This window comes from Thermus caldifontis (assembly GCF_003336745.1).
Classification (GTDB): Bacteria; Deinococcota; Deinococci; order Deinococcales; family Thermaceae; genus Thermus; species Thermus caldifontis.
This window is the reverse complement of the sequence record NZ_QGMX01000007.1, coordinates 47,221-69,619: the sequence shown is the minus strand read 5'-3', so window position 1 is coordinate 69,619 and position 22,399 is coordinate 47,221. Positions and strand designations below refer to the sequence as shown.

Annotated in this window: 20 protein-coding genes and 1 pseudogene; 18 read left to right on the top strand and 3 right to left on the bottom strand. The window is 65.9% G+C overall.

The window, feature by feature from the left end; translation table 11 throughout:
- Window positions 1-23: 23 nt before the first annotated feature.
- Genes DK874_RS08225 through DK874_RS08190 form a run of 8 tightly spaced genes read left to right on the top strand, consistent with a single transcriptional unit; the run spans window position 24 to window position 7,994 of the window.
- The gene (locus tag DK874_RS08225; RefSeq protein WP_162798755.1) at window positions 24-683 is read left to right on the top strand and encodes a response regulator transcription factor; all 660 of its coding nucleotides are present in this window, start codon (window positions 24-26) and stop codon (window positions 681-683) included.
- On the top strand, window positions 673-1,890 hold the full coding sequence (locus DK874_RS08220) for a sensor histidine kinase (protein ID WP_114313537.1): 1,218 nt from the start codon (window positions 673-675) through the stop codon (window positions 1,888-1,890). The genes DK874_RS08225 and DK874_RS08220 overlap by 11 nt, the downstream gene beginning before the upstream one ends.
- A gap of 12 nt (window positions 1,891-1,902) precedes the next feature.
- Entirely contained in the window at window positions 1,903-3,162 is a 1,260-nt protein-coding gene (locus tag DK874_RS08215) for a TolC family protein (RefSeq protein ID WP_114313536.1), read from the top strand.
- Window positions 3,159-4,190, top strand: coding sequence for a TolC family protein (locus DK874_RS08210; RefSeq protein WP_114313535.1), 1,032 nt, complete (start codon window positions 3,159-3,161; stop codon window positions 4,188-4,190). Before DK874_RS08215 ends, DK874_RS08210 begins: the two co-directional genes overlap by 4 nt.
- The gene (locus tag DK874_RS08205; RefSeq protein ID WP_114313534.1) at window positions 4,187-5,476 is read left to right on the top strand and encodes an efflux RND transporter periplasmic adaptor subunit; all 1,290 of its coding nucleotides are present in this window, start codon (window positions 4,187-4,189) and stop codon (window positions 5,474-5,476) included. Before DK874_RS08210 ends, DK874_RS08205 begins: the two co-directional genes overlap by 4 nt.
- 2 nt (window positions 5,477-5,478) lie before the next feature.
- On the top strand, window positions 5,479-6,159 hold the full coding sequence (locus DK874_RS08200) for an ABC transporter ATP-binding protein (protein WP_114313533.1): 681 nt from the start codon (window positions 5,479-5,481) through the stop codon (window positions 6,157-6,159).
- A gap of 1 nt (window position 6,160) precedes the next feature.
- Window positions 6,161-7,447: an ABC transporter permease gene (locus DK874_RS08195; protein WP_240307638.1), complete on the top strand. Its 1,287-nt coding sequence runs from the start codon at window positions 6,161-6,163 to the stop codon at window positions 7,445-7,447.
- 10 nt (window positions 7,448-7,457) lie between these two features.
- On the top strand, window positions 7,458-7,994 hold the full coding sequence (locus DK874_RS08190) for a hypothetical protein (protein WP_114313532.1): 537 nt from the start codon (window positions 7,458-7,460) through the stop codon (window positions 7,992-7,994).
- 21 nt (window positions 7,995-8,015) lie between these two features.
- On the opposite strand, the gene ruvA is transcribed toward DK874_RS08190, so the two are convergent.
- Both ruvA and DK874_RS08180 read right to left on the bottom strand, forming a co-directional pair.
- Window positions 8,016-8,591, bottom strand: coding sequence for a Holliday junction branch migration protein RuvA (ruvA, locus tag DK874_RS08185; protein WP_114313531.1), 576 nt, complete (start codon window positions 8,589-8,591; stop codon window positions 8,016-8,018).
- Window positions 8,588-9,352, bottom strand: coding sequence for an enoyl-CoA hydratase/isomerase family protein (locus tag DK874_RS08180; RefSeq protein ID WP_114313552.1), 765 nt, complete (start codon window positions 9,350-9,352; stop codon window positions 8,588-8,590). Before DK874_RS08180 ends, ruvA begins: the two co-directional genes overlap by 4 nt.
- Before the next feature lie 84 nt (window positions 9,353-9,436).
- Between DK874_RS08180 and DK874_RS08175 the strand changes: the two genes are divergently transcribed.
- The 10 genes and pseudogenes from DK874_RS08175 (at window position 9,437) to carA (ending at window position 20,534) form a co-directional block, all read left to right on the top strand.
- The gene (locus tag DK874_RS08175; protein WP_114313530.1) at window positions 9,437-12,136 is read left to right on the top strand and encodes a 2-oxoglutarate dehydrogenase E1 component; all 2,700 of its coding nucleotides are present in this window, start codon (window positions 9,437-9,439) and stop codon (window positions 12,134-12,136) included.
- Between the two features lie 11 nt (window positions 12,137-12,147).
- Complete coding sequence (odhB, locus tag DK874_RS08170; RefSeq protein ID WP_114313529.1) at window positions 12,148-13,350, top strand: 2-oxoglutarate dehydrogenase complex dihydrolipoyllysine-residue succinyltransferase; 1,203 nt, start codon at window positions 12,148-12,150, stop codon at window positions 13,348-13,350.
- Between the two features lies 1 nt (window position 13,351).
- Entirely contained in the window at window positions 13,352-14,725 is a 1,374-nt protein-coding gene (lpdA, locus tag DK874_RS08165; RefSeq protein WP_114313528.1) for a dihydrolipoyl dehydrogenase, read from the top strand.
- Between the two features lie 147 nt (window positions 14,726-14,872).
- Window positions 14,873-15,688, top strand: a pseudogene (locus DK874_RS12115) (IS5 family transposase).
- A gap of 102 nt (window positions 15,689-15,790) precedes the next feature.
- A complete protein-coding gene (locus DK874_RS08150; protein ID WP_114313525.1) occupies window positions 15,791-16,993 on the top strand; it encodes an argininosuccinate synthase in 1,203 nt (400 codons plus the stop codon).
- Entirely contained in the window at window positions 16,983-18,371 is a 1,389-nt protein-coding gene (argH, locus tag DK874_RS08145) for an argininosuccinate lyase (RefSeq protein ID WP_114313524.1), read from the top strand. The genes DK874_RS08150 and argH overlap by 11 nt, the downstream gene beginning before the upstream one ends.
- The gene (locus tag DK874_RS08140) at window positions 18,364-18,903 is read left to right on the top strand and encodes an N-acetyltransferase (protein ID WP_114313523.1); all 540 of its coding nucleotides are present in this window, start codon (window positions 18,364-18,366) and stop codon (window positions 18,901-18,903) included. The genes argH and DK874_RS08140 overlap by 8 nt, the downstream gene beginning before the upstream one ends.
- A gap of 1 nt (window position 18,904) precedes the next feature.
- Entirely contained in the window at window positions 18,905-19,168 is a 264-nt protein-coding gene (locus tag DK874_RS08135) for a type II toxin-antitoxin system HicB family antitoxin (RefSeq protein WP_114313522.1), read from the top strand.
- 59 nt (window positions 19,169-19,227) lie between these two features.
- The gene (locus DK874_RS08130; protein WP_240307635.1) at window positions 19,228-19,371 is read left to right on the top strand and encodes a type II toxin-antitoxin system HicA family toxin; all 144 of its coding nucleotides are present in this window, start codon (window positions 19,228-19,230) and stop codon (window positions 19,369-19,371) included.
- Window positions 19,359-20,534 carry a glutamine-hydrolyzing carbamoyl-phosphate synthase small subunit gene (gene carA, locus DK874_RS08125; protein WP_114313521.1) on the top strand — a complete coding sequence of 392 codons (1,176 nt, stop codon included), beginning with the start codon at window positions 19,359-19,361 and terminating at the stop codon, window positions 20,532-20,534. Before DK874_RS08130 ends, carA begins: the two co-directional genes overlap by 13 nt.
- A 59-nt stretch (window positions 20,535-20,593) precedes the next feature.
- Here carA and DK874_RS08120 read toward each other — a convergent pair whose 3' ends face one another.
- Complete coding sequence (locus tag DK874_RS08120; protein ID WP_114313520.1) at window positions 20,594-22,225, bottom strand: formate--tetrahydrofolate ligase; 1,632 nt, start codon at window positions 22,223-22,225, stop codon at window positions 20,594-20,596.
- Between the last annotated feature and the right edge of the window lie 174 nt (window positions 22,226-22,399).

Below are 22,399 nucleotides of genomic sequence, written 5' to 3'. Positions count from 1 at the left end.
CCGCTCGGTTGCATACTGAAGCTGTGCAGGTTCTGCTTTTGGAGGATGAGCCCCACCTGGGCCGGGCGGTGGAGGGGGCTTTAAGGGCCCAGGGCTATGGGGTGCGCTGGACCAAGGGTCTGGAGGAGGCCAGGGAGGCCTTCTTGGAGCTGGAGCCCGACTTAATGGTCCTGGACGTGCGCTTGCCCGAGGATCCCGATGGGGGCTTCCGTTTCGGCGAGGAGGTGCGCCTGGCGGGGTACAAGGGGCCCATCCTTTTCCTCACCGCCCGGGATGCCCTGGAGGACCGGGTAAGGGGTCTGGACCTGGGTGGGGATGACTACCTGGTGAAGCCCTTTCACCTGGAGGAGTTTCTGGCCCGGGTGCGGGCTCTTTTCCGCCGGCAGGCGGAGGCCAAGGCCTCCCGTCTTCGCTTGGGGGACCTGGAGGTGGACCTGGCAGGGCGGGCGGTCTACCATAAGGGCCAGCAGGTGAACCTTTCCCTCAAGGAGTTCGCCCTTTTGGAGGTTTTTTTGCTCCATCCGGGCCGGGTTTTCTCCCCGGAAGCGTTGGCGGAAAAGGTCTTTGGGGATGCGGAGAAGGTGGGAGCGGTGAAGGTGTACATCCACTACCTGAGGCAGAAACTTCATTCGCAGGTCATACGCACCGTGCCCGGGGGGTACCGGCTTGGCCATGAGCCTTAGGGCCCGCTTAGCCCTTTTCCTGACCATTTCCATTGGGCTTGCCCTCCTCTTCCAGGGGGCTTTGAGCTACGTGGCCTTCAAGCGCCTCCTCGAGGCCGACCTGGACCGCTCCCTCCTCTTCTATGTGGCGGCCCTTTCCGAAGGGCGTAGACCTCCTCGAGGGGAGTTTGCCTTCCGCCTGGTGCAGGGGGAGGAGGCACACCAAAGTCCCAACTTTCCAGACTGGCCGCGGTTTACCCCAGGGGCCTATTGGCAGGAAGGGTGGCGGGTCTTGGTGCTGGAGGTGCCGGGGGGTACCCTCACCGTGGCCCGGTACGACCCCGGGGCGGCGGGGGCCTTGGCCCGCTTCCGCCTGGCCCTTCTGGGAAGCGGGGCCTTGCTTACCCTGTTGGCGGTGCTTCTGGCCTCGAGGCTGGCCCAAGCCGCCCTACGGCCCCTTTCCCGCCTCACGGAGGTGGCCAAGCAGGTGGCGGACTCCGGGGACCTTTCCCACCGGGTGGCCCCGGGAGGGGGCGGGGAGCTCAAGTCCCTGGCCCAGGCCTTCAACCATATGCTGGAGCGGCTTGAGGCCTTCTTGGAAAGGGAGCGCCGTTTTACCCGAGATGCCGCCCACGAGCTGAGAACCCCGGTGGCGGCGGCCTTGGCTCAGCTGGAGGCGGCGGAGGCCGGCTACCTTCCCCGGGAAGAGGTCCAAGAGGCGGTCAAGGAAGAGCTTCTGCGCATGAAGCGCCTGGTGGAGGCTCTCTTGGTCCTGGCCCGGGAGGGGCGGGTGGAGAGGATTCCCCTGGACCTGGCCCAGCTGGCCCGCCAGGAGGCCGAGGCCTTCGGCGTGCCCTACCGGGGTCCGGAAAGCCTCCCTTTCCAGGGGAATCCCCTGCTCCTTGCCCAGGCCCTGCGCAACCTCCTGCAAAACGCCTTCCTCCACGGGGAGGGGAAGGGGGTGGAGGTGGTGTTGCGGCTGGAAGGGGAGGGAGTGGTCTTGGAGGTGCAGGACCAGGGGCCAGGGATGCCCGAGGCGGCCCTCAAGGAGGCGGGAAGACCCTTCTTCCGCGCCTCCCCAAGCCCGGGGGAGGGGCTTGGCCTCTCCGTGGCCAAGAAGGTGGCCGAGGCCCATGGGGGACGCCTAGAACTTTTGCCCCATCACCCCACAGGGCTTAGGGCGGGGCTCCGCCTTCCCCTTAACCCCGGGCTAACCCCGCAGCCGTAGGCTGCCTTTGAGATGAAGCAGGTGTGGTGGCTTTTCCTCTTTCTGCCCGCCTTGGCCGGGGGGGTGGACCTTCTGGCCCTGGTGCGCCAAAGCCCGGCCCTTCGGGACCTGGAGGCGGAGAGGGTGCAGGCAGAGCTTTCCTTGAAGGCAGCTCAGGCGGGGCTTTTCCCGACCCTGACCCCTCAGGGTAGCTATGCCCGGACCCCCTTGGGCCAGGAAACCCTTTCCCTGGGGGTGGGGGGAAGTCTGCCTCTTTTGCCCTGGGGGCCAGCCCAGGATAACCTGGAGGCAGCCAAACGGGCTTACCGCCAAACCCTTCTGGACATCAAGGCCCAGGAGAACGCCCTCTTCCAGAAGGTCCTGTCCCAGTACCTGGAGGCCTACCTGGCGGGGTTGGACCTTGGGGTGGCCAGGAAGGCTCTGGAGCTTAGGGAGGCCCAGTTCAAGGCGGTGGAGGCCCAGCAAGCCAGGGGCCAGGCCACTTTCCAGGCGCTTCTAGAGGCCCAGGCCAGCCTGGCCCAGGCACAGGCAGACACCTTGCAGGCAGAGCTTTCCTGGAACTTGGCCAAAGCCCGCCTCGAGGCCAGCTTGGGCACCCAGGTGGAACCTTTTCCCCTGTCCCTTCCCCAGACCCCGCCCACCCTGGACGAGGCCTTGGCCGCCAGGGAACGGAGGCCCGATGTGCAAAAGGCCAGGCTGGCCCTGGAAGAGGCGGAGGCCCTTCTGGCCCAGGCCCGGCGGGACCGGTTTTTCCCCTCCGTGAGCCTGGGTGTAAGTGTGGCGGAAGGACCAGGTAGCCTGGGGGTCAGCCTGGACCTGAAGACCGGGCAGCTGGGGTACAGCCTCCAGTACAGTTCGGGAACGTCGCAAAGCCAGACCAGCCTCCAACTCCAGGCCAGCCTGCCCCTACTGCAACCCTCCCAAGACGCAGCCCTTGCCCTTAGGGAGGGGGCGGTGGAGCAGGCTAGGCGGAACCTGGCCAACGCCTTGGTTACGGCGGAGCTGGACCTTAGGTCCAAGCACCAGACCCTCGTGCAGGCCCAGGGGCAGCTGGAGGTGGTGGCAAAGAGCCTACAGGCGGCGGAGAACTCCTTGGATAATGCCAGGAGGCGCCTGGAGGCGGGTACGGGAACCATCCTGGAGGTGAAGCAGGCGGAGCTCGGCCTTTTGCAGGCCCAGCGGGCATGGGAGGGGGCCAGGGCTGGGCTTTTGCAGGCCTACTACGCCCTTTTGGATGCCATGGGGGAATCCCTTTTGGGAGGTGAGGAATGAGGTGGACGCTGGCGGTTTTTTTCTTGGGTGCCATGGCTCTAGCCCAGTCGGTTTTGGACTGGGGGGGCGCATGGGAAACGGCTTTACAGCATAACCCCGGGTACCAAAATGCCCTCCTTTCCCGGGAATCGGCGAGGGTGGAACTTGGGGCCCTAGAGGCTGATCCCAGCACCTTGATCCAGCCCCTCACCCAGGCGCGGCAGGCCTTGGCCCTGGCGGAGCTCCAGGTACAGGCGGGCCGCCTTAGCCTTTTGCAGAGCCTCCTTGCCGCCTACACCAACCTCCTCGAGGCCCAGGAGAACGAAAAGGTGTTGGAGGCCAACCGGGCGCTGGCGGCAAGAAACCTGGCGGTGGTCCGCGCCCGGCGCCAAGCGGGCAACGCCACCGATTTGGATGTGGCCAAGGCTGAGGCTGCCTTGCGCTCGGCGGAGCTGGCCTGGAAAAACGCCCAAGGCCAACGTCCAGCCCTGGTCAAGGCCTTGGAGGCGGTGTTGGGCCTTGCCCTTCCCCAGGAGCCTAGGCTTTCCCCCTTACCCGAGCCCAAACCCTTGGGCGTGGGCCTGGACTCCCTGAAGGAAGGGTTGGCAAACCGCCTCCTCAGCCTTTTGCAGGCCCGGCAGGCGGTGGAGCTGGCGGAACTCCAGGTGAGCCTGGCCGATAACGACTACACCCCCCGCCTGACCCTGGAAAAGGCCCGCTCCAGCCTGGAAACCGCCCGCAGAAACCAGGGGAACACCCTGGCCCAGGCCCTCTCCGCCTTGGAGAGCGCCTACGCCCAGGCGCAAGCGGCCTGGGGCCAGGTGCTCACCGCCCGGGAAGCCCTGGCCAACCAGGAGAAGACCCTGGGGGTGGCCCGGCGCTCCTTCCAGGCAGGGACCATCAGCCTCCTGCAGCTAGAGCAAGAGGAGGTGGGCCACCTTCAGGCCCAGCACTCCCTCTTGCAGGCGCAAAACGCCTACTGGCGGGCTCTGGCGGCTTTGAGCGTGGCGGCAGGGCAGGACCTCACGGGCTTGGGGGTGGAGCCATGAGGCGTTGGCTCCTTTTGGCCTTGGGGTTGCTTCTTGGGATAGGGGGTTACCTTCTTCTCCGTCCCAAGGGCCCTTCGCGTGTCCAGGAGGTTCCCGAGGTCTACACCGTGGCTCGGGGAGAGGTGCGGGTAACCGTGGCGGGCTCGGGGCGCCTGGCCCCGTGGCAGACCCTCGAGGTGCGCCCCGAGGTCCAGGGGACCCTCCTTTCCGTGGTGGATGAGGGGAAAGAGGTGAAGGAGGGTGAGGTGGTGGCAGAGCTGGACCCGGCCCCTTTCCGCCGAGCCCTGGAGCAGGCCCAAGCCGATCTGCAAAGGGCTCAGGCCAACCTGGCCAACACCCGCATCCAAGGGGAAAGTAGCCTGGCTTCCTTGCGGGCCAGCGTGAAAAGCGCCGAGGTGGCCCACGCCAATGCCCAGGCCTCCTTAGAGACCGCCCGGCGCAACCTAGAGGCTACCCAGTTGCTTTACCAGGCGGGAGGGGCCAGCCGCCAGGCACTTTTGGAGGCGGAAGCCGCCTACGCCAACGCCCTGCGCACTTTGGAAAACACCCGGGCTGGCCTCGAGGCCCAACGGGAAAGCCTGCGCCTGCGCCAAGCCCAGTTGCAAGAGGACCTCAAGGCCCAGGAGGCGGCTTTAGCCCAAGCCCGTCTGGCCCTGGAGGAAGCCCGGTCCAACCTGGAAAAGACCCGGGTCCGTGCCCCCTTGGCCGGAGTGGTGCTTTCGGTTTCCGCAAGCGCCGGGGCGCAGGTGGGTCCGAATACTCCACTCCTCACCCTGGGTGACCTTTCCACATACACCTTGGCCCTGGAGGTGGATGAAACGGAGATCGCCAAGGTCCAGGTAGGGCAGAAGGTGAACGTGACCCTAGAGGGGCTGCCAGGAGAAACCTTCATGGGCCAGGTGGAGGCCATTGGCCCCCAGGGCCAGGTGGTGAACAATATCCCCGTCTTCAAGGTGACCGTGCGCCTACCTTACGATGAGCGCTTGCGCCCAGGCATGAGCGCCGACGGGGAGATCGTGGTGGAGGAGGCCCGGGGGGTTTTGGTGGTTCCCAAGCGGGCGGTGGAGCGGGTGCGGGGCCGGGCCTACGTGAACGTCCTTCTTCCCGATGGCTCCACGGACACCGTGCGGGTGACCCTGGGGCCGGAGGATGCCCGGATGGTGGCGGTGTTAGAGGGGTTGAAGGAGGGGGACCAGGTGATTCTGCCCAAGGCTGGGGGTGCATCCCAGACCCCCCGTACTCCCTCATCCCCTTCCCCGGTTCCCCTCCCGGGCTTTGGGAGGTAACGGTGCTCCTGGAGCTTAAGGGGGTGAAAAAGGTGTACCAAAGCGGCGGGGTTTCCTTTCCCGCTCTGAGGGGCGTGGACCTCAGGGTGGAGGAAGGGGAGATGCTTTCCATCATGGGGCCTTCGGGAAGCGGCAAGAGCACGCTGCTTCACCTCCTTGGTCTTTTGGACCGCCCCACAGAGGGGGAGTACCTCCTTTTGGGTAAACCCACTTCCACCCTTTCCGAGGAGGAGCGGGCCTATCTGCGTAATCGGTTTTTGGGCTTCGTCTTCCAGGCCTTCTTCCTCCTGCCCCGGCTTTCGGCGGTGGAGAACGTGGAGGTGCCCTTGGCCTATGCGGGCATGCCTCTAGGGGAGCGGCGCCGGCGGGCCCTGGCCCTCTTGGAACGGGTGGGGCTATTGGACAAGGCCAAGAACCTCCCCAACCAGCTTTCCGGGGGAGAGCGCCAGCGGGTGGCCATCGCCCGGGCCCTGGCCCTGAACCCCCCTCTTCTTCTAGCCGACGAGCCCACCGGGGCCTTGGACACCAAGACGGGAGAGGAGATCATGGCCCTTTTCCAGGAGCTTAACCGCGAGGGGACCACGGTGGTCGTCGTTACCCACGAGCCCATGGTGGCGGAGAAGACCCGGCGCATCGTGCGGGTGCGGGATGGGGAGATCGTGGCCGATGAAAGGAGGGGTTAGGGTGGTGGCGGCTGAGCCTGGGAAAGGAGCTGGCCGGCGGGGAAGGGTGGGGCTCTCCTTGGGAGAAGTGGCGCGCATCGCCTTGGGGGCCATAGTCACCAACCCCTTGCGCTCTGCCCTCACCGCTTTGGGGGTGGTGATCGGGGTGGCGGCGGTGGTGGCCCTCACCATGGTGGGGCAGGGAACCACCCAAAGGATCACCTCCCTTTTGGAAGGATTGGGCACCAACCTCCTCACCGTGGGTCCCGCCCAGGGGCGAATGGGCCCGGGGGGTGGGCTGGTGCGCCTTGGTGGGTCGGCTACCATTCCCCTTTCCGACGCCTATGCCATCCGGGAGGCCTTTCCTCAGGAGGTGGTGGGGGTGGCCCCCGTGGCCCAGGGAAACTTCCAGCTCAAATACGGAGCGAACAACCTCAGGGCCATCGTGGTGGGTACATGGCCCGATTTTGCACAGGTGCGCAACGCCGAGCCGGAGAGGGGAAGCTTTTTTACACAAGAGGATGTGGATCAAAGGCGGCGGGTGGCGGTGATCGGCTACGGCATCGCTCAGGATCTCTTCGGGGGTGAGGATCCCTTGGGCCAGCGCCTGCGCATCGGCGGGATCCCCTTCACCGTGGTGGGGGTCTTGCCCGACAAGGGGGACCAGGGCTTTACTAGCCTTAACTACCAGGTTTTCGTGCCCCTTTCCACCTACCTGCAACGCCTGGCCCGCCTCGAGGCGGGGGAGCCCAAGGTAAATGCTATTTACGTGCAAGGGGCGGACCGCCATCGCCTCAAGGAACTTCAAGAACGGCTCACCCAGTTCCTGGCGGAGCGCCGGGGCCTGGTGGACCCCAGTACCTACGACTTCTCCATTACCAACCAGCAGGACGCCCTGCAGAGCGTGAACCAGACCACCCTGGTCATGACCCTTTTCCTAGGGGGGGTAGCGGCCATCAGCCTTCTGGTGGGAGGGATCGGCATCATGAACATCATGCTGGTATCCGTCACGGAGCGCACCCGGGAGATCGGGGTGCGCAAGGCCCTGGGGGCCAGGCCAAAGGACATCCTGGCCCAGTTTTTGGCAGAGTCCGTGATCCTTTCTGTGGGGGGAGGGATTTTAGGGGTGGGGCTAGGCCTCCTCATGGCCCGGTTTGTGGGCCAGGCCATAGGGGTAAGCCCGGTGTTCTCGCCACTTAGCGCAGCCGTGGCTTTCCTCTTTGCCGTCTTCGTGGGGGTTTTCTTTGGCCTCTATCCCGCGTGGCGGGCAGCCCGCCTGGATCCGGTGGAGGCCTTGCGGTACGAGTAGGAGGTGCGGCGTGGGACAGAGGATTTACTCGATCGGCTTTGGGCTAACCCTGCTTTTGGGGCTGGTCTTGGCCCAGGCCCAGGGGCCTGGGAACCTGGACCCGGCGGTGCGGCAGAGGTTGCAGGCGTACCAGTCCGTTTTTGAGCTTTCCAGCACGGTGCGCCTCCTCCTGGAGATGGATGGGCAGAAGGGGCTTTCCTTCACCAAGGCGCAGGCCCAGAGGCTTTTGCCCCTCCTTAAGAGGTTGCAAACCCTTCCCGACCTTAAGCCTGCGGAAGCGGAAAAGATTATGGCGGAAATAGAGGACAAGATTCTCACCCCAGCCCAGCTCAAATGGCTGGACACCCGCAGGCTGGAAATGCAAAGGGCGCGCCAGAACCGCCAAGGCCCGCCTCAAGGGGATGGACAGGGTCAACGGCCTCCGGGACAGGGACCGGGGGGTGGGGCCTTCCAGGCCCTCCTCCGGGGAGAGCCCTTCAACCCCTTCCGCCAAGGGCGGGCGCAGGAGGATCTAAAGGCCCTCATCGCCCGCTTGGAAAAGCGCTAGAGCTGGGGTGGCTCGGAAGATCTAGCGGAGCCGCTTCAAGGCCTCCTTGATGAGCTCCTGGGCCTGGGCCTGGGGCCGTTGCGCCAGGAGGTCCAGGACCACGCTGCGGGCCTGGCCCTCCTTGAACCCCAAGGCGGTGAGGGCCAGGATGGCCTCCTCCGCCCTTTGGCTTTCCACCTTCTCCCCGGTCTGGAGATGGGGCGGCACCTTGCCCTTAAGTTCCAGGGCGATGCGCTCGGCAAGCCGCTTACCCACCCCGCTGGCCGCGGTGAGGAGGCGCAGGTCCCCCTGGGCCAGGGCCTGGGCCAACAGCCTGGGGGTGAGGGCGGAGAGGAGGGAGAGGGCCACCTTGGGCCCCACCCCGCTAACGGAAAGGAGCAGCTCAAAGAGGAGGAGGCTTTCCTCATCGGGGAAGCCATAGAGGAAAAGGCCCTCCTCCCGGGTTTGCAGGTGGGTGTGGACCGCCACCTCCTGGCCTTCCTTTAGGGTGTGGAGGAAGGTCTCGGGGGCCTGCACCCAAAACCCCACCCCCCCCACCAGGAGGAGGAAGCCCCCCTCTCCCTTCTGCAAGACCGTGCCCTTCAGGTAGCGGATCATCGGCCCGAAAACCTGGGTGGGCGTTTCTCCCGGAAGGCCCTTACCCCTTCCTCGTGGTCCTGGGTCCGGCCCGCCTCCCCCTGGAGGATGGCCTCGAGGGCCAAGGCCTCCGTGAGGGAAAGCCGGTAGGTTTCCAGGAGGAGCTTCTTGGTGAGGGCGTAGGCCCGGGTGGGCCCTTGGGAAAGCTCCTGGGCCAGGGCCAAAGCCTCCTCTAAAAGCCTTTCCCCCGGCACCACCCGGTGCACCAGGCCCAGGGCCAAGGCCTCCTCGGCGGAAAGCCTCGGGGAGAGGAGGAGGAGCTCCTGGGCCTTGGCGAACCCCACCAGGCGGGGAAGGAGGAAGCTCATCCCCGAGTCCGGCACCAGGCCGATCCGCACAAAGGCGGTGGTGAAGGTGGCTTCCTGGGAAGCGAGGCGCAGGTCCCCCCAAAGGGCCAGGCTCATGCCCGCCCCCGCGGCAGGCCCGTTCACCGCCACCACCAGGGGTTTTTCCAGGCCCGCCATGGCCTCCACCACCCGGTTGTAGCGGCGGAGGTGGGCCTCGTAGTCGGGCTTTTCCCCCCCGAACTCCCCCAGGTCCTGCCCGGCGGAGAAGGCCCGGCCTGCCCCCGTGAGGAGGAGGGCCCGGATTCCGGGGTCCTCCTGGGCCTCCTTTAGGGCCTGGTAGAGTTCCTCCAGCAGGGCGCCGGTGATGGCGTTCAGCTTTTCCGGCCGGTTCAGGGTGAGGAGGAGGACGCCTTCTTGTCTCTCCTTCAGGACCATGGCCCCATTGTACCGGTCCCAAAGCACCTACACCGCTTTTTGGTGTAGCGTAGAGAGGGGGCGTAGGCCCCTTTAGGAGGTAGGATGGAGCTCACGCTGGAAAGCCAAGGCTACCTGGAGGCCCTCTACCGGGCCTATCTGGAGGACCCCTTTTCCCTGCCGGAGGAGTGGCGCCGCTACTTTTCCGCCCTCGCCTTGGAGGATTCCCGACGAGAACCCTGGGGGGATGGCCGAAGGACCGCCCCCATCCCCCTGGCCGAGGCGGTGGACCCCGCCTTCCTCCTCAAGGTGGAGCGCCTGGTCCAGGCCTATCGGGAGCTGGGCCACCTGGCGGCCCGCATAGACCCCTTGGGAAGGGAGCGGCCAAGGCCGAAGGAGCTTACCCTCGAGGCCCATGGCCTTTCCCCTTCGGACCTTCCCAGGCCCCTTCCCCCAGGGTTCGGGGCGGCCACCCTGGGAAGCCTCTTGGAAGGGCTGGAGGCCATCTACCTGGGCCCGGTGGGCTTTGAGCTTTCCCACGTGGAACCCGAGGAGCGTGCCTGGCTTCTTTCCCGGATCGAGAACCCTTGGCCCACCCCCCCCAAAGAGGTGCGCCGGCGCATCCTGGAGCGCCTCATGCAGGCGAGCCTCTTTGAGGCCTTCCTGCAGCGCAAGTACCTGGGGGCCAAGACCTTTAGCCTCGAGGGCCTGGAAAGCCTGGTCCCCCTTCTCCTTTTGGCGGTGGAGGAATCCGCCCGCCACGGGGTTAGGGAGGTGGTCCTGGGCATGGCCCACCGGGGGCGGCTCAACGTCCTGGCCCACGTGGTGGGCAAACCCCTGGAACGCATCTTCCGCGAGTTTGAGGAGATCTTCCCCGAAGGCTACTCGGGGGATGTGAAGTACCACCTGGGCTTCTCCAACGACCTCGATACCCCCTATGGGAAGGTGCACCTCTCCCTCAACTTCAACCCCAGCCACCTGGAGTTCGTAAACCCCGTGACCCTGGGGAGGCTAAGGGCCAAGCAGGACCGCTTCGGGGACCGGGAGAGAAAAAGGGGCCTGGCCATCTTGGTCCACGGGGACTCGGCCTTCATCGGGGAGGGCATCGTCCAGGAAACCCTTAACCTCTCCCGGCTTCCCGGCTACCGGGTGGGGGGGACCCTCCACATCGTGGCCAACAACCAGCTGGGCTTCACCACCCTGCCCGAGGAGTACACCTCCTGCCGCTACCCCACGGACATCGCCAAGATGCTGGGGGCCCCCATCTTCCACGTGAACGCCGAGGCCCTAGACGAGCTCTGGTTCGTCCTGGGCCTGGCCCTGGAGTACCGAAAGCGCTACGCCAAGGACGTGGTCATCGACCTGGTGGGCTACCGCCGCCGGGGGCACAACGAAACGGACGAGCCCACCTTCACCCAAGCCCCCATGTACGCCCTCATCAGCAAGAAGCCCGAGCCCTGGAAGGTCTATGGGGAAAGGCTTCTCGCCGAAGGGGTGGTGGGGGAAGGGGAGGTTAAGGCCTGGGAGGAGGCCTATCTGGCCAGGCTGGAGGGTGAGTTCACCCGGGTCAAGGCGGAGCCAGGCCCCGTGGTGCCCCACGGGCTTTCCGGGATCTGGCAGGGGTACGTGGGGGGGCCCGATTCGTCTGTGCCCGAGGTGGAAACCGGGGTGCCAAAGGAGGCGCTAAGGGGGCTTCTCCTTCGCTTAAGCGCCGTGCCCGAGGGCTTCGGGGTGCACCCCAAGCTGAAGCGCTTCCTGGAGGCCAGGAGGGAGATGGCCGAGGAGAAACGTCCCCTGGACTGGGCGGCGGCCGAGGCCTTGGCCTTGGCCTCCTTGGCCGTGGAGGGGCATAGGGTGCGCCTTACGGGCCAGGATGCCTTAAGGGGCACCTTCACCCAGCGCCACGCCGCCCTTTACGACTACCAGACGGGCAGCTCCTACCTTCCCCTGCAGCACCTGGCCGAGGGCCAGGCGGAGGTGGAGATCCACAACTCCCCCCTCTCCGAGGCCGGGGTCTTGGGCTTTGAGTACGGGTACAGCCTGGACTACCCCGAGGCCTTAGTCCTATGGGAGGCCCAGTTTGGGGACTTCGTCAACGTGGCCCAGGTTTACATCGACCAGTTCCTGGCCAGCGCCGAGGCCAAGTGGAACCGGCTTTCCGGCCTGGTCCTCCTCCTGCCCCATGGCCTCGAGGGCCAAGGCCCTGAGCACTCCTCCGCCCGGCTGGAGCGCTTCTTGCAGCTGGGGGCCAAGGACAACCTCCAGGTGGCCTACCCCACCACCCCCGCCCAGTTCTTCCACCTCCTCCGCCGCCAGGTGAAGCGCCCCATCCGCAAGCCCCTTATCGTCCTCACCCCCAAAAGCCTCCTCCGCCACCCCGAGGTGGCCTCCAGCCTGGAGGAGCTCGCTCAGGGGCGTTTCCAGAAGGTGATTCCGGAAAGGGTCAAGGGGGCGAGGAAGGTCCTTCTCACCTCGGGGAAGGTCTACTACGACCTGGTGCAGAAGCGAAAGGAGCTGGGGGCGGAGGACGTGGCCCTCGTCCGGTTGGAGCTCCTCTACCCCTTCCCCGAGGCCGAGCTCAAGGAGGCCCTGGGCTTTTACCCCAAGAAAACCCCGGTGGTCTACGTCCAGGAGGAACCCGTGAACCAGGGGGCCTGGTGGTACCTCTCCGCCCGTTTTTGCGGGGAGATCTACGGCCATCCCTTCAGCGTGGTGGCCCGGCCCGAGTCCCCAAGCCCCGCGGTGGGTTCCTCCAAGGTGCACAAAGAGGAGCAGGAAGCGCTTCTTGAGGAAGCCTTCAAGTGAGGAGGTAGACGGTGCAGGAACTGAACGTGCCCTCCGTGGGCGAGTCCATTGTGGAAGTGGAGATCGGCGCTTGGTTGAAGAAGGAAGGGGAAAGCTTCGCCCAGGACGAACCTCTGGTGGAGCTCATCACCGACAAGGCCACCCTGGAACTCCCGGCTCCCTTTGCGGGCACCCTGGCCAAGATCCTCAAGCGTACGGGGGAAACCGCCAGGGTGGGGGAGGCCATCGCCCTTCTGGAAGCCCAAGGGGCAGTGGCTGCGGCCCCAAAGCCTGAGCCCGCTCCCGCCCCAGAACCCCAGGAACCCCTGGTCATGCCCGCGGCCGAGCGGGTCCTAAGGGAAGCGGGGGTATCCCCGGGGGAGGTGGCGGGCACGGGCCTGGGCGGGCGCATCCTCAAGGAGGACGTGGAGCGCCACCTGGAGGAGAGGGCAAGGCAAGCCCCGCCCCAGGCGGTGCCCCCCAGGACGCCTGAGCCTGTACCCCCTCCCGCCCAACCTCCTGCCGATCGGCCCTGGCGGGTGAGCGAAGCGGTGCCCCTGAGCCCCTTGCGCCGCCGTATTGCCGAAAGGCTCCTCATGGCGCGGCAGACCACCGCCATGCTCACCACCTTCAACGAGGCGGACATGTCCGCCATCCTCGCCTTAAGGAAGGAGCTGGGGGAGGCCTTCCAGAAGAAGCATGGGGTGAAGCTGGGTCTTATGAGCTTCTTCGTGAAGGCGGTGGTCCAGGCCCTGAAGGAGATCCCCGAGCTCAACGCCGAGATCCGGGATAACGCCATCCTCTACCACCGCTACTACGACATCGGCGTGGCCGTGGGGGGCGGGGAGGGCCTGGTGGTCCCGGTTCTGAGGGACGCCGACCGGCTCTCCTTCGCGGAGATCGAGCGCCAGATCGCCGACTTCGCCGAAAGGGCCCGCACCAGGAAGCTGAAGCCCGAGGAGCTCATGGGGGGCACCTTCACCATCACCAACGGCGGGGTCTACGGCTCCCTCAACTCCACCCCCCTCCTCAACCCGCCCCAGGTGGGCATCCTGGGGATGCACGCCATCCAGGAAAGGCCCGTGGCCCGGGAGGGGCAGGTGGTGATCCGGCCCATGATGTACCTGGCCCTTTCCTACGACCACCGCATCGTGGACGGCCGGGAGGCGGTCACCTTCCTGAGGCGGGTCAAGGAGCTGGTGGAAAACCCCGTGCGCCTCTTGCTGGAGGTCTAGCGTGTATACCTACGACCTGTTGGTGATCGGAGCGGGGCCTGGGGGGTATGTGGCCGCCATCCGGGCCGCCCAGCTGGGGATGAAGGTGGGGGTGGTGGAGAAGGAAAAGGCCTTGGGGGGCACCTGCCTCAGGGTGGGGTGCATCCCCTCCAAGGCCCTTTTGGAAACCACCGAGCGCATCTACGAGGCGAAAAAGGGCCTCATCGGGGCCAGGGTTCAGGGCCTCGAGGTGGACCTCCCCGCCCTTCTTGCCCACAAGGACAAGGTGGTCCAGGCCAACACCCAAGGGATCGAGTTCCTCTTCAAGAAAAACGGCATCGCCCGCCACCTGGGAAGGGCCCGCTTCCTTTCCGACCGCAAGGTCTTGGTGGAGGAAACGAAGGAGGAGCTATCCGCCCGCTACCTCCTCATCGCCACGGGGAGCGCCCCCCTCATCCCCCCGTGGGCGGAGGTGGACGGGGAAAGGGTGGTGACCTCCACCGAGGCCCTGGCCTTTCCCGAGGTGCCGGGCCGCCTCATCGTGGTGGGAGGGGGGGTGATTGGCCTGGAGCTCGGGGTGGTCTGGCACCGCCTGGGGGCGGAGGTGACCGTCTTGGAATACCTGGACCGCATCCTCCCCACCCTGGACGCCGAGCTATCCCGGGCGGCGGAGAAGGTCTTCCGGAAGGAGGGGCTGGATATCCGTACCGGGGTTAAGGTGAAGGCGGTACGCCCTGAGGGGAAGGGCGCCCGGGTGGAGCTGGAAGGGGGAGAGGTCCTGGAGGCGGACCGGGTGCTTCTCGCGGTGGGGCGCAGGCCCTACACCGAGGGCCTGGACCTGGAGCGGATAGGCCTCGCCACCGACGAGAAGGGGCGCATCCCCGTGGACGGGCACCTGAGGACCCCCATCCCCCACATCTACGCCATCGGGGACGTGGTGCGGGGGCCCATGCTGGCCCACAAGGCCAGCGAGGAGGGGATCGCCGCCGTGGAGCACATGGCCAAGGGGTACGGCCACGTGGACTACCAGGCCATCCCCAGCGTGGTCTACACCCACCCCGAGGTGGCGGGGGTGGGGTACACGGAGGAGGAGCTCAAGGCCCAGGGGATCCCCTACAAGGTGGGCCGCTTCCCCTACTCCGCCTCAGGCCGCGCCCGGGCCATGGGGGAGACGGAGGGGTTTGTCAAGGTCCTGGCCCATGCCAAGACCGACCGCATCCTGGGGGTGCATGGGATCGGGGCCCGGGTGGGGGATGTCTTGGCCGAGGCCGCCCTGGCCATCTTCTTCAAGGCCAGCGCCGAGGACCTGGGCCGGGCCCCCCACGCCCACCCTTCCCTTTCCGAGATCCTCAAGGAGGCCGCCCTGGCCGCTTGGGAGAAGCCCATCCACCTTTAGATAGAAGGGATTCCCGGCTAGGCTGTGCCTAGCCGGGAATCCCTTCTGCTGGTCTTAGAGACTGTTGTAAAAGTCTGCTATACTCTGCACATGAACCCTACACGCAGATTTTACCCCAGCGACCTTACGGACGAGGAGTGAGCCCTTCTGGAGCCCCTGATTCCTGCTCCCAAACCTGGCGGCCGACCCGCTAAGGTGCCCAGGAGGGAGATTGTTAACGCTATCCTCTACGTTCTGGACAACGGCATCAAGTGGCGGGCCATGCCCCATGACCTTCCCCATTGGTCCACGGTCTACCACCCCTTCCGCAAGTGGCAGAAGGAGGGGGTTTGGGAGAGGGTAGCCCAGGCCCTGGTCCGCCGTGACCGGGAACGGGAAGGGCGGTATGCTTCCCCCAGCGCCTTGGTGATGGACAGCCAATCGGTGAAGACAGGGGAAAAGGGGGTCCCCGTGGACACGACGGGGCTAAGAAGGTGAAGGGGCAGTTCATTTGGGGCAGGGGCCCCAAAGCGGAAGCGGCAGATTCTGACGGACACCGGGGGGCGACTGCTGAAGGCCCATGCACACCCGGCCAACGAGCACGACCGATGGGGTGGGAAGGTGCTTTTGGAGGGGCTGGACCTTTCCCTGTGGCCCAGGGTGAGGAAGGTGTTTGTGGACTGGGCCTACCGGGGTTTGCGGGGGGAGGCGGAGGGGCTGGGATTGGAGCTTGAGGTGGTGGCCCATCCCCATGCGGGGGTGCGGGGGGTATGGGTGAGGGAAGGGGAAGCCCTTCCGGAGGTGGAACGGGTGAAGGGATTTCAGCCATTGCCGAAGCGATGGGTGGTGGAGCGGACCTTTGCCTGGTTGGGACGAAACCGACGGCTGGGGAAGGATTACGAGTACCATCCAGAGGTTACGGAAGCCTGGATGTACCTAGCTATGATACGCTTGCTGTTAAAGCGGCTGGCAAGGGCCGCATAAACTGGATAAGGAGGGTTTTACGACAGTCTCTTAGTCAACCCACACCCGTTTTGCTGTGTATACTTATTCATACCCCCTCGAGGGGGTAGACTAGGGGTTGGCATGAAGATCGTCTTGGCATACTCCGGCGGGCTGGACACCAGCATCATCCTCAAGTGGCTCAAGGAAACCTATGGGGCCGAGGTGATCGCCTTCACCGCAGACATCGGCCAGGGGGAGGAGGTGGAGGAGGCCCGGGCCAAGGCCCTGAGGACCGGGGCCTCCAAGGCCATCGCCCTGGACCTAAGGGAGGAGTTCGTGCGGGACTTCGTCTTCCCCATGTTCCGCGCGGGGGCGGTGTACGAGGGGTACTACCTCCTGGGCACCGCCATCGCCCGGCCCCTCATCGCCAAGTACCTGGTGAAGATCGCCGAGGAGGAGGGGGCCGAGGCCGTCGCCCACGGGGCCACGGGCAAGGGGAACGACCAGGTGCGCTTTGAGCTCACCGCCTACGCCCTAAAGCCCAACATCCGGGTGATCGCTCCCTGGCGGGAGTGGCACTTTAGGGGCCGGCAGGAGATGATGGCCTACGCCGAGGCCCACGGCATCCCCGTTCCCGTGACCCAGGAAAAACCTTACTCCATGGACGCCAATCTTCTGCATATTTCCTACGAGGGGGGGGTCCTCGAGGACCCCTGGGCCGAGCCCCCCAAGGGGATGTTCCGCATGACCGTGGACCCCGAGGAGGCCCCCGACGCCCCGGAGTACGTGGAGGTGGCCTTTGAAGGGGGGGACCCGGTGGCGGTGAACGGGGAGAGGCTTTCCCCAGCGGCGCTTCTCGCCCGCCTCAACGAGATTGGGGGCCGGCACGGGGTGGGCCGGGTGGACCTGGTGGAAAACCGCTTCGTGGGCATGAAGTCCCGGGGGGTCTACGAAACCCCCGGGGGGACCCTCCTCTACCACGCCCGGCGGGCGGTGGAAAGCCTCACCCTGGACCGGGAAGTCCTGCACCAAAGGGATGGGCTTGCCCCCAAGTACGCCGAGCTGGTCTACTACGGCTTCTGGTACGCCCCGGAGCGGGAGGCCCTCCAGGCCTACTTTGACCACGTGGCCCAGGCGGTGACCGGGGTGGCCCGGCTGAAGCTTTACAAGGGAAACGTCTACGTGGTGGGGAGGAAGGCGCCAAAAAGCCTCTACCAGAAGGACCTGGTCTCCTTTGACGAGCTCGGGGGCTACGACCAAAAGGATGCCGAGGGCTTCATCAAGATCCAGGCCCTGAGGCTTAGGGTGAGGGCCTTGGTGGGGGGGAAGGCCCATGGGGCATAGGACCTGGGGTGGCCGCTTTAAGGAGGGTCCAAGCGAGCTTGCCGCCCGCTTCAACGCCTCCTTGGCCTTTGACCGGGCCCTTTGGCGGGAGGACCTCTGGCAGAACCGGGTGCACGCCCGTATGCTCCACCGGGTGGGGCTTCTCAGCGGGGAGGAGCTTGAGGCCATCCTGAAGGGCCTGGACCGGATAGAGGAGGAGATAGAGGCGGGCACCTTCCCCTGGCGGGAGGAGCTGGAGGACGTGCACATGAACCTGGAGGCCCGCCTCATGGAGCTGGTCGGTCCTCCTGGAGGCAAGCTCCATACCGCACGGAGCCGCAATGACCAGGTGGCCACGGACCTGAGGCTTTTCCTCAGGGGGGCCGTGGAGGAGCTTCTGGCCCTCCTCTTGGAGCTGCGCCGGGTTTTGGTGAGGGAAGCGGAAAGGCACCTGGAGCCCCTTTACGTGCTTCCCGGCTACACCCACCTGCAACGGGCCCAGCCCATCCTGCTTTCCCACTGGTTTTTGGCCTACTACGAGATGCTCCTGAGGGATGCGGGGCGCCTGGAGGATGCCAAAAAGCGCCTCAACCATAGCCCCTTAGGGGCTGCGGCCCTGGCGGGGACGGGGTTTCCCATAGACCGCCACTACACTGCCAGGGAGCTCGGCTTCCAAGCGCCCATGCGGAACTCCTTGGATGCGGTGGCAAGCCGGGATTTTGCCCTGGAGGTGCTTTCCGCCCTCAACATCGGCATGCTGAACCTCTCCCGCATGGCGGAGGAGCTCATCCTCTATAGCACCGAGGAGTTCGCCTTCGTGGAGATCCCCGATGCCTTCGCCACCGGCTCCTCCATCATGCCCCAGAAGAAGAACCCCGACATCCTGGAGCTCATCCGGGCCAAGGCGGGAAGGGTCTTGGGGGCCCTGGTGGCCCTCTCCACGGTGGTAAAGGGGCTTCCCCTTGCCTACAACAAGGACCTCCAGGAGGACAAGGAGCCCCTCTTGGACGCCCTGGCCACCTACCGGGATAGCCTTAGGCTCCTCACCGCCCTTCTCCCCGGGCTCAGGTGGCGGCGGGAGAGGATGTGGCGGGCGGCGGAGGAAGGCTATGCCTTGGCCACGGAACTGGCTGACTACCTGGCGGAGAAGGGGCTTCCCTTCCGGGAAGCCCACCACGTGGTGGGCAGGCTGGTGCGGAAGCTTCTGGAGGAAGGAAGGGCCTTAAAGGACCTGACCCTGGAGGAGCTTAAGGCCCACCACCCCCTCTTCGCCGAGGATGCCCTGCCCCTTCTCCGGCTGGAAACCGCCATCCAAAGGCGCCGTTCCTTTGGGGGCACGGCCCCCGTGGCGGTGCGGGAAAGGATTCTGGAGGCAAAAAAGGAGGTGGGTCTTGCTTGAGACCCGGATAGAACTTTCTCCGGTTTCCCTTCCCGAGGTGCAAAGGGGAAGGGCGGTGGAGCTCAGGAAGGCCAGGCTTAGCGATGTGGACGCCATCTACTGGCTCATCCGCTACTGGGCGGAGAAGGGCCTGATGCTGGTCCGGAGCCACAGCCACCTCTACGAGAACATCCGCGACTTCCAGGTCCTCGAGGACGAGGACGGCCACATCGTGGGCACCGTGGCCCTGCACGTGCTCTGGCGGGACTTGGCGGAGATTCGGGGCCTTGCGGTCCACCCCTTGCGGCAGGGGGAGGGCCTAGGCCGCTGGCTGGTCCTGGGGGCGGAGCGGGAGGCCAGGGACCTGGGCCTGCCCCAGGTCTTCGCCTGGACGCTTCAGGTGGGTTTCTTCCGCTCCTTGGGCTACCAGGTCACCACCCGGGAGGCTTTGCCTCCCAAGGTGTGGAGCGAGTGCAACGCCTGCCCCTTCTACGAGAACTGCCGGGAGATCGCCGTCATCAAGCGCCTTTCCCCAGGGGCCTTCGGAGGCTAGAATGGATGGGATGGGCACCCTGACCCGCTACTTGGAGGAGGCCATGGCCCGGGCCCGCTATGAGCTCATAGAGGACGAGGAGCCCTACTACGGGGAGATCCCAGACCTGCCTGGGGTCTGGGCCACGGGAAAGAGCCTGAGGGAGTGCGAGGCCAACCTGCAGGCGGCCTTGGAGGACTGGCTTCTCTTTTTGGTCTCCCACGGCGAGGCCCCTCCGCCCCTGGGCGAGGTTCGCATTGATCTACCCCGTGGCGAAGCGGCTTAAGCCGGTTTCCCGGAGGGAGTTGGTGGCAAGGCTAAAGGCCCTGGGGTTTGCCGGGCCGTATGCGGGGGGGGCGGCACCAGTTCATGGTGCGGGGCTCGGTGCGCCTGGTCCTGCCCAATCCCCATCGGGGGGAGATCGGCGTGGACCTCCTTAAGCGCATCTTGAAGCAGGCGGGCATAGAGGAGGAGGAATGGCTGGAGTGAAGGAGCGTGCGGTTTTGGTCCTGGAGGACGGCACCGTCTACCACGGCTACGCCTTCGGGGCCCGGGGGAAGACGGTGGGGGAGGTGGTCTTCAACACCGCCCAGACCGGCTACCAGGAGATCATGACCGACCCCAGCTACCACGGGCAGATCGTGGTCATGACCTACCCCCACCAGGGCAACTACGGGGTCAACGTCTACGACATGCAGTCCAACCGCCCCTGGGTGAAGGGCTTTGTGGCCAAGGAGTTTAGCCGCCTGGCCTCCAACCCCAGGGCCCAGCAAACCCTAGGGGAGTTCATGGAGTTCTACGGGGTGGTGGGGATCGAGGGGATCGACACCCGGGCCCTGGTGCGCAAGATTCGGGAAGGGGGGGTGCTGAAGGGGACCATCGCCCACGCCAGCCTTTTTGGCGAACCTCACCACGCCTTCACCCCGGAGGAGCTCAAGGCCCTTCGCCAAGAGGCCAAGGCCTGGACGGACATCGATGGCCGGGACATGACCCCCGAGGTCTCCACCTCCTTGCCCTACGCCTGGCCCACCCTGAAGTCGGGCCGGCGCATCGTGGTCATGGACTTCGGCATCAAGCACGCCATCGTGGAGAACCTGGCGGCCTTGGGCTTTGAAATCCTGGTGGTGCCCGGCAAAACCCCGGCGAGCCAGATCATGGCCTTAGAGCCCCACGGGCTTTTCATCTCCAACGGCCCCGGGGACCCCACCATGCCCCGCTACGCCCACGAGACCATCTGGAAGCTCATGGGGCTTTTGCCCACCTTCGGCATCTGCCTGGGCCACCAGCTCCTGGCCCTGGCGGCAGGGGGGCGCACCTACAAGATGAAGTTCGGCCACCGGGGGGCCAACCACCCGGTGAAGAACCTCCTCACCGGCAAGATCGAGATCACCAGCCAAAACCACGGGTATGCGGTGGACATCGACTCCCTCAAGGAGTTCAGGCCCACCCACATCAACCTCAACGACGGGACCCTCGAGGGCATGGCCCATAGCCGCTACCCCGTCTTTTCCGTGCAGTACCACCCCGAGGCCGCCCCCGGTCCCCACGACGCCCTCTACCTCTTCCGCCGCTTCCTGGAGGAGGTGGAGGCCTTCCACGGGGCCACGGGGCTTCCCGTGGAGAAGCAGCGGGCGGACGGGCACGGGATATAGCCCGGCCCTTGGGGTTTCTCCCGGGGCCCCCACCCTGGCGAAGCCAGGGTGGGGGGGTATCAGTAGTCCATCCCCCGGATGTTCCCCTCCTCGTCCACGTCAATGCCCAGGGCCTGGGGCACCTTGGGCAGGCCGGGCAGGGTTTCAATCCCCCCCATGTAGACCACCACGAACCCCGCCCCAAACCGGCACCTCAGGTCCGTGACCCGCACCCTGAAGCCTTGGGGCCTTCCCCGGAGCTTGGGGTTGTCGGAGAGGGAGGTGGCCGCCTTGGCCATGACCACGGGCAGGGCCTCGCACCCCTCCTTCTTGGCGGCCTTTAGGGCCCTCTTGGCCTCCTCGCTCCACTCCACCCCCTCGGCCCCATAGACCCGCTGGGCGATGGTTTCCACCTTGGCCTCGAGGGGCATCTCCAAAGGATAAAGGGGCCGGTAGGTGTGGGGGAGGGCAAGGGCCTCCAAAACCTTTTCCGCCAGTTCCAGCCCCCCTTCCCCCCCTTTGGCGTAGACCTCGCTTAGGGCAAAGGGCAGGCCCCGTTCCCGGGCGAAGGCCCGCACCAGGGCGATCTCCTCCGGGGCGTCCGTGGGAAAGCGGTTTAAGGCGATCACCGGCTTGAAGCCGAAGAGCTCCACGTTCTCCACGTGCTTTTCCAGGTTGGCCAGGCCCCTGGCCACCGCCTGGGGGTCCGGCATCTCGTAGGCGTCCTGTCCCCCGTGGTAGCGGAGGGCCCGGATGGTGGCCACCAGCACCACGGCCTCGGGCACCAGGCCTCCCGTGCGGGCCACCACGTTCATGAACTTCTCCATGCCGAGGTCCGTGGCAAACCCCGCCTCCTGCACCACGAAGTCCGCCAGGCCCAAGGCCCATAGGCTTGCCCTCAGGGAGTTGGTGCCGTGGGCGATGTTGCCAAAAGGCCCCATGTGGACGAAGGCGGGATTCCCCTCCGCCGTCTGCACCAGGTTGGGGAGGAAGGCTTGCTTTAAAAGGGCGGCCATGGCCCCCACCGCCCCCAGGTCCTGGGCGTAGATGGGCTTTCCCTCGCGGGTGAAGCCCACCCGTATCCTTCCCAGGCGCTTTTTTAAGTCTTTAAAGTCCCGGGCCAGGCTCATGAGGGCCATGACCTCGCTGGCCACGGTGAGCTCAAATCCCCCCTCCCGAGGCACCCCGTGGGCCTTGCCCCCCAGGCCCAAGACGATGTGCCTTAAGGCCCGGTCGTTCATGTCGATGGCCCGTTTGAGCTCAATGCGCCTGGGGTCAATCCCCAGCTCATTGCCCTGGTGCAGGTGGTTGTCCAAAAGGGCGTTCAGGAGGTTCACCGCGCTGGTCACCGCATGGAAGTCCCCGGTGAAGTGCAGGTTGATCTCGTGCCGGGGTTCCACCCGGGCCCGGCCTCCCCCCGTGGCTCCGCCCTTCACGCCAAAAACCGGGCCCAAGGAGGGCTCCCTCAAGGCCAAGGCGGCCTTTTTCCCAAGCCGCCATAGGGCGTCCACCAGGCCGATGGCGGTGGTGGTCTTACCCTCCCCGGCCGGGGTGGGGGTGATGGCGGTGACCAGGATCAGCTTTCCCTTGGCCTTCGGGGGTTCCCCCAGCACCTTCGCCATGTGGGGGCCGTAGAGGTAAAGCCTTTCCCGGCCTAAGCCCAGCTTTCCGGCCACTTCCTCTATAGGTAGAAGCGCTTCCTTCACGATCACGGGGTAAGCTTACCCCTCCTTTCCAGGGAAAGAAGTCCTGCCTTGGGTGTTCGGGTTCCCATAGCTGCTCCATCGGCTGGGGCAGAAGGAGGGCCAGGACTCCCTGGGCTAGGTAGCGGACAGGCACCCTTGAAAATGCAGCATCACGATGCTGGATTTTCCAGGATACCTGGC

Excerpts from the sequence above, each read along its gene's own strand:
- DK874_RS08220 (WP_114313537.1), top strand. The coding sequence starts at position 673 with ATGAGCCTTAGGGCCCGCTTAGCCCTTTTCCTGACCATTTCCATTGGG.
- DK874_RS08215 (WP_114313536.1), top strand. The coding sequence starts at position 1,903 with ATGAAGCAGGTGTGGTGGCTTTTCCTCTTTCTGCCCGCCTTGGCCGGG.
- DK874_RS08210 (WP_114313535.1), top strand. The coding sequence starts at position 3,159 with ATGAGGTGGACGCTGGCGGTTTTTTTCTTGGGTGCCATGGCTCTAGCC.
- DK874_RS08205 (WP_114313534.1), top strand. The coding sequence starts at position 4,187 with ATGAGGCGTTGGCTCCTTTTGGCCTTGGGGTTGCTTCTTGGGATAGGG.
- ruvA (WP_114313531.1), bottom strand. The coding sequence starts at position 8,591 with ATGATCCGCTACCTGAAGGGCACGGTCTTGCAGAAGGGAGAGGGGGGC.
- DK874_RS08180 (WP_114313552.1), bottom strand. The coding sequence starts at position 9,352 with ATGGTCCTGAAGGAGAGACAAGAAGGCGTCCTCCTCCTCACCCTGAAC.
- DK874_RS08175 (WP_114313530.1), top strand. The coding sequence starts at position 9,437 with ATGGAGCTCACGCTGGAAAGCCAAGGCTACCTGGAGGCCCTCTACCGG.
- DK874_RS08150 (WP_114313525.1), top strand. The coding sequence starts at position 15,791 with ATGAAGATCGTCTTGGCATACTCCGGCGGGCTGGACACCAGCATCATC.
- argH (WP_114313524.1), top strand. The coding sequence starts at position 16,983 with ATGGGGCATAGGACCTGGGGTGGCCGCTTTAAGGAGGGTCCAAGCGAG.
- DK874_RS08135 (WP_114313522.1), top strand. The coding sequence starts at position 18,905 with ATGGATGGGATGGGCACCCTGACCCGCTACTTGGAGGAGGCCATGGCC.
- DK874_RS08130 (WP_240307635.1), top strand. The coding sequence starts at position 19,228 with ATGCGGGGGGGGCGGCACCAGTTCATGGTGCGGGGCTCGGTGCGCCTG.
- carA (WP_114313521.1), top strand. The coding sequence starts at position 19,359 with ATGGCTGGAGTGAAGGAGCGTGCGGTTTTGGTCCTGGAGGACGGCACC.